Raw genomic sequence first — 10477 nt, forward strand, 5'->3', positions numbered from 1 at the left:
CAGCCAGGTCTCAAAGCGCTTGGCAAAGTGCAGCCTGATACCGCCATTACCTGCTCCGAACCGTGTTGGTAGTGCGCTGGTCTAAGGCTCATGGTGAGGGCGATCGCGATCGCCCTCACCATGAGCCTTACTTGCAGTCAACCTTAGCGCACAGCAGCACCAGGGCAATACCCTGAACAAATAGCAGGGATAGAATAGGGAAAGGAAGCGGCAGTCTTTTCAGTAAACCTCTGCAATGGTACAGTCCCCGCCCAAGCTAATGACCCTAGAGGAGAGCGATCGCATTCTCCGCTGTAGGTTGGGTTGAGCGCGCGTAGGCTTTGCCTTCTCGCAGAGTAACCCAACACATACTCACTACGAATCTGATGTGCCCAAAAGCGACGTTGCCAAATCGCTTGTTCTTTTTTCTTGAGGCGAGCTGACGAGCGCTGGCGATTGTAGGCGACAACGGTAAAAACTAGGTTGCACCAGGCATGGTCGCACGACGGTATCGCATCAGTATGGCTTAATTGAGTCCAAGCCTAGGATAGGCAAAGGGAAACTGACCTAACGGTGGGCGTTGGGTTTCGCCAGTCAATCCAACCTACAGGTTGTAACCTGAGAAGAGACAAACAACAGAGCTATACCTTGATCGAGGTCTATTTCATCAACTTCTTTAACTCATTCGCATTTTGAAGAGCATACCCTTCAGCATCATTATTAAAGTAAGCATAAACATCAATATTCTGAGCGAGAAAAGACTGAATTTGCTCTGCCCAACGCATTAGCTCAGACTGGTCGTATGCGATCGCAGATTGCCCATGGTGAAATCGTAGATACGTCCACAATGCTGTTAATCGCACATCGAGCGGAACAGTTGGACTAATGGGCAAACAAAGCGAAATTTGCGATCGCTCTAGCTGCTGATACACTTGCGGGATTAACCAGCTTGGATGCCGAAATTCCATAGTATAACGGCAATTTTGATAGGATTGCAGTACCTCTAGAAATGCCTCAAGTCGCTCGAGATCAAGGTGCCAGTTGGGAGGAAATTGGAACAGAATCACCGCTAGCTTTTCTTGCAGTCCGCAAGCCGCCTCGATTAATCGTGCAAGTGGTTCTTGGGGATCTTTGAGCTTTTTTAGGTGTGTTAGATAGCGACTTGCTTTGACAGCAAACAAAAAATCGTCTGGGGTTTGGTCATGCCAGGTTGCGAAGGTCGATCGCGGAGGCAACTGATAAAAAGAAAAATTAACTTCAACGGTTGAGAAGTGTTGAGCGTAGAATCCTAACTGTTGTTTACTTGGCAGTTTAGCTGGATAAAATCGTTCTGTCCAGTGTTTGTAATTCCATCCACTTGTGCCGATTTCTAACGTACTCATGAGTCAGCAAATGCCCTGTCTTTAAAGGTCTCTAGAAATATGCTAAATGTGACTTCAGCCCAAAGTATTATCTAAAGCGTTCGAAAATCAAAGAGGGTTTGCATCAAACGGTTTTAGACAACAGCCAATGGTTTCAGCAGCATCTATCAAAGCCAATGTCGTCATTGCCTTGACCCAGCAGTTTTACTAGTACTTTTATGAATTGAAGGGATGACATTAATTTGGTGATTTGTTTGGTCGATCGAGATTTTTGCTAGATCAAATTGCTCGATCGCCCAAGCATTTGTTGATAGATGCAGGCTAATTTGGGCAGCTCGATACTGGCTAGAACTCGATGCCAACGCCGCAGGTAAGAGTAACTGATCAGCTAGATGAAGATCAGCGGGCATTCCAGTCTTGTGAAAATCTAGAAATTCTTGAACTGCGATCGCTGCCACTTCTTCGGCAGGTAATCCAAGTTTTCCAATGGCTCCAAAGCCTGCTCTTGTTTGTTCATATTCGGCGGTCAGAAAAATGCCAGCCCCTGCACCCACACCCTTTAATCTTCGTGCTTCCACTTGTGCTTTAAGTTGAGCTTCCTCTAACAAGTTTTCTGCACGACGTGCCATTCGCTGTGGAATGTGAGACGGGAGTTCAGTAGAGATCGCGAGTCCTTTAATCTTTTGTAGAGATCCACGCTCTAGTAACTGAATCGGCTTGAGAGAACCAACCCTACCCCCATTGCCGCTCACTCGAAGTTGAATTTCACCGCCTCCGCGCGGATACCAACCCCAAGCCAGAATTTCAACCTCTGCCTGAACTCCCATGCGCTGCAAGGTGGGCAAATACACTTGCTCAATATATGAAGCAGGTGGACTGAAGGGAATAAATGTCCCGCCTCTTAACGTTACGGTTGAGTTGCCTGCTGTCAATGCTAGGGGAAGTAAAACAGTTTGCAGAATGAGCGTTATGGCTCCGGCTGATCCGGTTCCCAGGGTTTCAGCCACATCAAAGATATAGTTTCCGGCTTGAACTGGTTGTGTCGGAATAAACTCTAGTTGAGTCGAACCAACAGTGTCACCGATAAGTTTTGCCTGACAAAGCACTGCTGCCGCTCTGACTGCGGTGAGATGTTGGATCGCGAGTCCCGGTTTTGCCCGCCGGGCGCGAACGCGATCAATCCGAATCGGCTGCCCTGTAATCGCCGCTAAACTGAGGCTTGTTCGCAGGATTTGTCCCCCACCTTCGCCGTAGGAACCATCAATTTTTAACATATTAAATATCTAGAATGACTTGTGCGCTCCAACCTGTGTTGGTCTTTTTCAGTTCAAACTGATGCAGCGTTATCGCTTTGACATCTACTCGCTGGTGATGTCGATCGCGATCCAATCGTTCGCCTTGGGTCGTTGCGCTCAGACGGTAAATTGATGCCTGTTCTTCGATCTGAACCTGTTGTGCCCTCAGTAAAAGTAGTTCGCTGTCTTTGTAGTAGACAAACTCTTGTAAAAAGTTGAATAACAATAAGTCGAGGGCATCATCCTCTAGATTGAACGTGCGCGTTTGGGAGGGTGCGATCGCGTCGAGATTTTCAATCATCGTGTTCATTACCGCATCCCCAGCTGCTTTGAACACTTCCTCTAAATCGGTTCCCCAGGCATGGAAGGCAATATCTGCCGTTGCAACTTCCTCTAGAAATTCGTAAGGCATGGGGCTATTCTCCTGACGCTCGTTCACAAGCTTGCAGGCGATCGCAAATATCAGACTGAGACTGACTCACTTGTTTGCCAATAAAGACTAGTTCTGTCGCAGGAGCATCAAACGGCTCTAAATCCCAGCGTCTCGCCACAAAGTTGAAGAGATGCGTACCCTCCGGAAGTTGAATGAACCCTTTTGCTCGATAGACATCAGAAACGAGCGAATCTGCAAAGGTTTCAAAACAAGCGCGATCGCAAACCAATTGAGAGGTGTAGCTAAACGATTCAAACTCTATCTGATGTTGATGATGCGGAGCAGGTTGCAATCGTTCTCGACCAATGCCAAACAATAGATCCAGATCAACTTGGCACCGTTCGGTGCGGACAATGACCGCCACTTCATTGAATGACTGAAGTTTATGGATGACGGTTTCCAACTCAGTTTCCGTCACCAAATCAACTTTGTTCAACAGAATCAGGTCAGCCGATTCAATTTGAATCCGAGTGGTATGCCCAATTTGGGGATACGCGACTAGTCCATCGGCATCCATCACGGTGACAACCCCATCGAGCCGTACTTGGGGCAAGCTTTCTTGAATATCAAACACTAACGCATCCGGTTCTGCCACGCCCGTTGTTTCCACAATGATCTGATCCGGATTGACGGTTGCAATAATTTCATCTACCGCCGCTTCAAATTCACCCAACAATGAACAACAGACGCAACCGCCGCCCAGATCTGCCATTTCGACATTCTTGCCTTGCAGAATTTTAGTGTCGATCGCAATCTCGCCAAACTCATTCATCAGAATCGCCAGCTTGCGAGGCACCATGCTCAGGATGTGGCGCAGTAGTGTTGTTTTGCCGCTTCCCAGCGGTCCTGTCACAACGGTTAATGGGGTGCGTCTTGGCATAGTTCACCCCTTAATGTTGCCGATCGGCGTTAGCTTTGCGACTCGTTGACTAATGCCTGCCAGTTCTGCCGCTTCGATCACTTCATCTACGTCTTTGTAAGCGCCGCCTGCTTCCTCTGCTAGTCCTGAGTAAGAAGTACTGCGAACGTAGATGCCCCGTTGCTGCATTTGCTTTTGTAGTACATCTCCGCGCCACATTTTCCGGGCTTTCGTTCGACTCATGTTCCGTCCGCTCCCGTGAGCCGTGCTATAGAACGTTTGATCGCCAGTCGCAACTCCCGTGAGCAAGTAGGATCCTGTTTCCATGCTGCCACCAATGATTACGGGTTGTCCTGTTTCTTTGTAGCGTTCTGGGAGATCAGCCATTTCAGGAGCAAAGGCGCGAGTGGCTCCTTTGCGGTGAACCAGCAGCGATCGCTCCTTGCCATCGACAAAATGCTTTTCTAACTTCGCAGTGTTGTGCGATACATCATAGACAAGGTGCATTCCCAGATCTTCTGCCGATTGCCCAAACACTTGAGAAAACACTTCCCGAATTCGATGCAAAATGACCTGGCGATTGACAAACGACATATTGATGCCACACTTCATCGCTGCAAAATAGGCTTGCCCTTCAGGAGAATCAAAAGGAGCACAAGCGAGTTCTCGATCGAGAATCTTAATCCCATACTTGCTATCCATGACTTTAAGAAATCTGAGCAAGTAATCGGTTGCAACTTGATGCCCAAAGCCTCGACTTCCGCAGTGGAACATGACCACCACTTGATCAGACTTGGTAATTCCCAGCTGCTTTGCCAACACATTGTCAAAAACGTTTTCTCGCTTGGCAACTTGAATTTCCAGATAGTGATTACCTGATCCCAACGTGCCAATTTGATGAACCCCGCGATCGATCGCTTTCTCACTGATTTTGCTGGCATCGGCTCCCTTGATACACCCCTGCTCTTCCATGAGTTCCAGGTCATCTTCCCAGCCATAGCCATTGTTGATGCACCATTGCGCGCCTTGCTCAACCACCTTGCGAAATTCGTTGCGCGCGAGTTTTACAAAACCAGTGCTACCGACTCCCGCCGGAACGCGATCGTACAGCTTATCGACCAGTTCCTTCAGATGAGGCTTCACGTCTTTATACGTTAAGTTCGTCGTCACCAGCCGCATTCCACAATTGATATCAAACCCAATGCCGCCCGGAGAAATGACTCCCCCTTGCTCGATGTCCATTGCGGCAACGCCCCCGATCGGAAAGCCATAGCCAAAGTGACCATCGGGCATACACAGCGCGTATTTTGTAATTCCAGGCAGCGTTGCCACATTCGTAATTTGGTCATAAACGGCATCATCAAGTTCTCGGATCAGCTTTTCTGTGCCATAAAGTCGCGCAGGCACCCGCATCCCCGCTTTGTAGGATGTAGGAATTTCCCAAATCACATCAGAAACTTGCTTTAAGACCTCGATCGGAGCCATCGCATCACCTTCCCATGGCCTACAGCTTGATCTTGGCGAGCCATACGACATCACGTTTATATCGAATGGAGGATCTGATCGAACACTATTTTTCCTCGATCGAGCTTTGGAAGCTCATGCGTCGGCTTCTGAGGTTCGCGTGTCGGCTTCTGAGGCTCATGCCTCAGCTTTGAGAGTTCGTGGGTTAGCTCTGAAAGCTCTGCGTCAGCTTCGGAAGCTCAGGGGTGAGCTTTGGGAAGTTGGAGGGAGTGCGATCGTAGGTGGAGCGAAGCTTGCGTAGGGAGAGTGCGATCGCCCAGCCTTACCCCTTACTTGCAGTCAAGCTTGACGAACAACCGCACCAGAGCAATGTTCTGGATCAAATAGCAGGGATAGAATAGTGAGTATGGCAGTGCATTTGATACAACCATGATCGATTGGTCTACTTGCCCAGTCGTTGAGCGCGACCCACAGCGTGTTAGTGGGGCTTGGCTTTTTCGTGGAACGCGTATTGCAGTGTCTGCCCTGTTCGAGAACCTGGAAGACGGTAGCAACGCTGAGGAATTCGTTCAATGGTTCCCTGGTGTAACGATTGGGCAGGTTCGGGCCGTGCTTGAACACGTAGCTCGAAGCGCAGCGGCTGCGTAAATGCGTATTTTGTTTGACCAAGGTACTCCCGTACCGCTCAGGTCTCGCCTGCGTGTTCAAGCCGTTGTTACGGCCTACGAAAAAGGTTGGGCTACGTTGCGCAATGGTGAGCTGCTAGATGCGGCTGAGGCAGAAGGCTTCAAGGTTTTTGTAACTACTGACCAGAATCTGCGGTATCAACAGAATCTGAGCACCAGAAAACTTGCTGTTGTCGTGCTGAGTACAACAAGCTGGTCACGCATTAAGCGACAGGCAGCCTTAGTCGAATCGACAGTTAATGGTGCGATCGCTGAGCAAGTGAGTTTTGTGCAAGTGCCGTAGCATTCAACATCTGGTGCAACTGTGGCTAAGCCATGCACCATCGTGAACGGGCTGAGAGGTCTAAAATAGAGGCACATACCGCGCCTCATTCTCCCCACATTCACATGCTCGACCCCCGCATTCCCGCTGGCCCGCTCAACCAAAAATGGAGCGACTTTAAGGATCACTGCCGCTTGGTCAGCCCCAAAAATAAGGCCAAGCACACCATTCTGGTCGTTGGCACCGGGCTAGCGGGGGCCTCGGCGGCAGCCACTCTGGCGGAGTTGGGCTACAACGTCAAAAGCTTCTGCATTCAAGACTCGCCCCGACGCGCCCACAGCATTGCCGCCCAAGGGGGCATTAACGCCACCAAAAACTATCCCAACGATGGTGACAGCGTGTGGCGGCTGTTCTACGACACCATCAAAGGCGGCGACTACCGCTCTCGCGAGGCCAATGTGCATCGCTTAGCAGAGATCAGCAGCGGCATTATCGACCAGTGCGTGGCCCAGGGCGTGCCCTTCGCGCGGGAATATGGTGGGTTGCTCGATAACCGCTCCTTTGGCGGTGCCCAGGTGTCGCGCACGTTCTACGCCAAGGGACAAACCGGGCAGCAGCTGTTGCTGGGGGCCTACAGCGCCATGATGCGCATGGTGCAGGCAGGCAAGATCGAGGTGTATGCTCGCCGCGAAATGCTAGAGCTGGTGGTGGCTGACGGCAAGGCGCGGGGCATTGTCGTGCGCAACCTGGTGACGGGGGAGCTGGAGCGCTACGCCGGGGATGCGGTGCTGCTCTGCACCGGGGGCTACGGCAACGTCTATTACCTCTCGACCAATGCGAAGAACTCCAATGTGACGGCGGCCTGGCGCTGCCATCGGCGGGGAGCCTACTTTGCCAACCCCTGCTACACGCAGATTCATCCTACCTGCATTCCGGTGTCGGGCGATTATCAGTCGAAGCTGACGCTGATGAGCGAGGGACTGCGCAACGACGGGCGGGTGTGGGTGCCACGGGCGGCTGGGGATACCCGCCATCCTGACGACATTCCCGATGCTGAGCGCGACTATTACTTAGAGAACCGCTACCCTGCTTTTGGCAACCTGGTGCCTCGGGATGTAGCTTCACGCAATGCCAAGGCAATGACTGATGAAGGGCGCGGCGTGGGTGAGACGGGGCTATCAGTATATTTAGATTTTCGGGATGCGATCGCCCATCAAGGCCGCGACACCATCGCCGCCCGCTACGGCAACCTGTTCGACATGTACCAGCGCATCTCGGGCGAGAACCCCTACAAGACGCCGATGCGCATTTACCCCGCCGTGCACTACACCATGGGTGGCCTGTGGGTTGACTACCACCTGATGAGCACGATTCCCGGTTTGTTTGTGCTGGGCGAGGCAAATTTCTCTGATCACGGGGCGAACCGGCTAGGGGCTAGCGCGCTGATGCAGGGGTTGGCGGATGGGTATTTTGTGATTCCCTACACGCTGGGCGACTACATTGCGGGGCAGTCTTTGCCTGCTGTGACCACTGACGACGATGCTTTTGGAGAAGCGGAAGCTAGCGCCAAGGCTCGCATTACCAAGCTGCTGAGCATTCAGGGCAGCAAGACGGTGATGGAGTTTCACCGCGAGCTGGGCCGCATTGTGTGGGATAACGTGGGTATGGCGCGCAATCGGGAGGGGCTGGAGAGTGCGATCGCCCAGATTCAAGACCTGCGGGCCGAGTTTTGGCAAAACCTCAAAATCCCTGGCGAGGCTAACACTCTGAACAAAAACTTGGAGTTTGCCGGGCGCGTGGCAGACTTTATCGACCTGGCGGAGCTGATGGCCCGCGATGCTCTGCAACGAGAAGAGTCTTGCGGAGGACACTTTCGCGAAGAGTATCAGACCCCCGATGGCGAGGCGAAACGCGACGACGAGCATTTTGCCTTTGTGGCAGCGTGGAAGTATGCGGGGGAAGGGCGGATGCCCCAGCTGCACCGCGAAACTCTCGAATTTGAGAATGTGCAGCTTACCCAGCGCAGCTACAAGTGAGCCATACAAAAGCCTATGAAAGCAATGCTTTCATAGGCTTTTGTATTAGCGGTGGTGGGTGCGTAGCATCGGGTGTAGTTGTAGAGATAACAGTTAAGGTTTAGGAGAGCTGGCATCTCTCCTAAACCCCATCTAAATCTATTTCTCACAGAATTTAATTTGCTAGACGCACTCTGAAAGTTTAGAACTGCAATATCAAGGCATCCTGAGTAATCAGCGACGATGTACTCTATCTAATAAATTCAGGCACTAAATATTTAAAGATGTATGGAAATCTCAGAAATTAAAGTATCCATAAAAAACTATAGATGCTTCTCAGATTTACAACCTGCAGCATTCAGGATTAAAGCCGGATTTACATCCTTTGTGGGGCCGAATAACTCTGGGAAAACAAGCCTATTAAAATTCTTTTACGAAGTTAGAGCACTGTTCAAGCTACTCTCTTCAAAAGAAATTTGCTTCTACAAGAGCAGTCAAGAATCGCCAACCTTTTTCTACGAACTTAGTACTCCAGTAGGCCAAAATCTAGAAAAAGACAAAATGCTCAGATTGAACAAGAACATATTCTGTACTAAAAATAACAGAAGTCTAAAAATTAAGTTTGAAGTGCTTTTTACCGAAGATAAAACCTCAATAAAAACGATTGTTGAGATAGATATCCCGAGAGAAAAGGATAACTTCTTTACCATCTCCGTTTTAGATTTAGATTCAAGCAAGTATATAGATCCCAATGAGAGGATAGAAATAAATTTTTCCCTGAAGGATGCTTTCAGGCTTCTTTCAGACACATCTTATTTTGGCTCATTTCGAAATGCATTAAGTGTAGAGTCAGTCTATCTAGAAGGCATTGAAAGTCAGATTTCGGCCAATCAAAAGTATTTTGACATCCGTTTCGGACATGATTTTTATACCCTTTGGTCTGAGCTAAAATATGGAAACTCAAAAGAAAACCATATACTTACGTATCAGATCACAGAAGCTATTAAATCAATTTTCAATTTCAGTTCTCTTGAGATCAACTCTTCAAATACAGCATACACACTACTGTTAACTGTTAACGGCGAAAGTTATATGTTAGATGAAATGGGTGCGGGACTTTCTCAAATATTGCTAGTCTTAGTAAATGCTGCGGTGTCTAAACCATCCTTTATTTTAATCGATGAACCCGAGTTAAACTTACATCCATCGCTACAACTTGACTTTCTAACATCACTAGCATCATTTGCAAAGAGAGGAATTATTTTTAGCACTCACAGCCTTGGATTAGCAAGGTCTAGCTCTGAAAGAATTTACTCCGTATTCAAAAACGCTAGCAATGAGACTACACTAACCGAATTTGAAGCAACAAATAGCCTTCCAGAATTACTAGGGGAGCTGAATTTTTCGTCATACCAAAACTTCAAATTCAGCAAAATCCTATTAGTGGAGGGCGTAACAGAAATCAAGACGATTCAACAGTTTTTGAGAAAATGGAAGAAAGATAAAGAATTCGTATTGATTCCGCTTGGAGGAAGTCAATTAATCAGGAATTCAATAGAGTTTGAGATGACAGAACTAAAAAGAATTTCAGAAAAGTTATTTGCTCTTGTAGATAGCGAAAGAAATCATGAAGATTGCGAGCTCGATAAGAACCGAAGTCAATTTCTTTGGTCGTGCAAAAGCATCGGTATAGAATGTCACATCCTAAAAAGAAGAGCAACTGAAAATTACTTCTCTGATAGGGCAGTAAAAGCTGTAAAAGGAGAAAAATATAGAGCTCTAGAACCTTATGAAAAACTAAATACTCTCCAGTTCTCTTGGTCGAAATCAGAAAATTGGCGAATTGCTAGAGAAATGGAACAGGCAGAAGTAATAGACACTGATTTAGGCGAGTTCTTGTCTCATATATAGCTCTCCCATACTCAGCTATTAGAAAACTAAGTTTTTTAGTTGTACGGCAACATTATTTAGCTGAAGTGGTGAAATTCGATCATTTTCAGTGAAGGTCTGAGAGCTAATTTCTAAAGAGAATCTTAAGTAGAGCTTGTTGACCTGTCACGGTTCTACCGTGGTAAGGGTAGCGCGACGCATCAGGGCATTGAGCATGAGCCGTTTACCCGACA

Annotated in this window: 9 protein-coding genes; 4 read left to right on the top strand and 5 right to left on the bottom strand. The window is 48.6% G+C overall.

Features of this window, described 5'->3' with window-relative positions; translation table 11 throughout:
- Positions 1 to 638: 638 nt before the first annotated feature.
- The 5 genes from H6F57_RS00330 to H6F57_RS00350 form a co-directional block, all read right to left on the bottom strand.
- The gene (locus H6F57_RS00330; protein WP_190624942.1) at positions 639 to 1361 is read right to left on the bottom strand and encodes a DUF72 domain-containing protein; all 723 of its coding nucleotides are present in this window, start codon (positions 1359 to 1361) and stop codon (positions 639 to 641) included.
- A 161-nt stretch (positions 1362 to 1522) separates the two neighbouring features.
- A complete protein-coding gene (rtcA, locus tag H6F57_RS00335) occupies positions 1523 to 2614 on the bottom strand; it encodes an RNA 3'-terminal phosphate cyclase (RefSeq protein WP_190624943.1) in 1092 nt (363 codons plus the stop codon).
- Between the two features lies 1 nt (position 2615).
- Entirely contained in the window at positions 2616 to 3047 is a 432-nt protein-coding gene (locus H6F57_RS00340) for an archease (protein ID WP_190624944.1), read from the bottom strand.
- Between the two features lie 4 nt (positions 3048 to 3051).
- A complete protein-coding gene (locus tag H6F57_RS00345; protein ID WP_190624945.1) occupies positions 3052 to 3948 on the bottom strand; it encodes a GTP-binding protein in 897 nt (298 codons plus the stop codon).
- Positions 3949 to 3951: 3 nt separating this feature from the next.
- The gene (locus tag H6F57_RS00350) at positions 3952 to 5412 is read right to left on the bottom strand and encodes an RtcB family protein (RefSeq protein ID WP_190624946.1); all 1461 of its coding nucleotides are present in this window, start codon (positions 5410 to 5412) and stop codon (positions 3952 to 3954) included.
- A 408-nt stretch (positions 5413 to 5820) separates the two neighbouring features.
- Between H6F57_RS00350 and H6F57_RS00355 the strand changes: the two genes are divergently transcribed.
- The 4 genes from H6F57_RS00355 to H6F57_RS00370 all read left to right on the top strand — a co-directional run bounded on the left by H6F57_RS00355 (position 5821) and on the right by H6F57_RS00370 (position 10265).
- Entirely contained in the window at positions 5821 to 6039 is a 219-nt protein-coding gene (locus H6F57_RS00355) for a DUF433 domain-containing protein (RefSeq protein WP_190624947.1), read from the top strand.
- On the top strand, positions 6040 to 6360 hold the full coding sequence (locus H6F57_RS00360; RefSeq protein WP_190624948.1) for a hypothetical protein: 321 nt from the start codon (positions 6040 to 6042) through the stop codon (positions 6358 to 6360).
- Between the two features lie 104 nt (positions 6361 to 6464).
- Positions 6465 to 8375 carry a fumarate reductase/succinate dehydrogenase flavoprotein subunit gene (locus tag H6F57_RS00365; RefSeq protein WP_190624951.1) on the top strand — a complete coding sequence of 637 codons (1911 nt, stop codon included), beginning with the start codon at positions 6465 to 6467 and terminating at the stop codon, positions 8373 to 8375.
- A gap of 267 nt (positions 8376 to 8642) precedes the next feature.
- A complete protein-coding gene (locus H6F57_RS00370) occupies positions 8643 to 10265 on the top strand; it encodes an ATP-binding protein (RefSeq protein WP_190624949.1) in 1623 nt (540 codons plus the stop codon).
- The last annotated feature ends 212 nt before the right edge of the window (positions 10266 to 10477 follow it).

Source organism: Leptolyngbya sp. FACHB-60 (assembly GCF_014695775.1).
Taxonomy (GTDB): Bacteria; Cyanobacteriota; Cyanobacteriia; order Phormidesmidales; family Phormidesmidaceae; genus Nodosilinea.

What these genes read in the sequence shown, in the direction of transcription:
- H6F57_RS00330 (WP_190624942.1), bottom strand. Translation starts at nt 1,361, where the DNA reads ATGAGTACGTTAGAAATCGGCACAAGTGGATGGAATTACAAACACTGG.
- rtcA (WP_190624943.1), bottom strand. Translation starts at nt 2,614, where the DNA reads ATGTTAAAAATTGATGGTTCCTACGGCGAAGGTGGGGGACAAATCCTG.
- H6F57_RS00340 (WP_190624944.1), bottom strand. Translation starts at nt 3,047, where the DNA reads ATGCCTTACGAATTTCTAGAGGAAGTTGCAACGGCAGATATTGCCTTC.
- H6F57_RS00345 (WP_190624945.1), bottom strand. Translation starts at nt 3,948, where the DNA reads ATGCCAAGACGCACCCCATTAACCGTTGTGACAGGACCGCTGGGAAGC.
- H6F57_RS00350 (WP_190624946.1), bottom strand. Translation starts at nt 5,412, where the DNA reads ATGGCTCCGATCGAGGTCTTAAAGCAAGTTTCTGATGTGATTTGGGAA.
- H6F57_RS00355 (WP_190624947.1), top strand. Translation starts at nt 5,821, where the DNA reads ATGATCGATTGGTCTACTTGCCCAGTCGTTGAGCGCGACCCACAGCGT.
- H6F57_RS00360 (WP_190624948.1), top strand. Translation starts at nt 6,040, where the DNA reads ATGCGTATTTTGTTTGACCAAGGTACTCCCGTACCGCTCAGGTCTCGC.
- H6F57_RS00365 (WP_190624951.1), top strand. Translation starts at nt 6,465, where the DNA reads ATGCTCGACCCCCGCATTCCCGCTGGCCCGCTCAACCAAAAATGGAGC.
- H6F57_RS00370 (WP_190624949.1), top strand. Translation starts at nt 8,643, where the DNA reads ATGGAAATCTCAGAAATTAAAGTATCCATAAAAAACTATAGATGCTTC.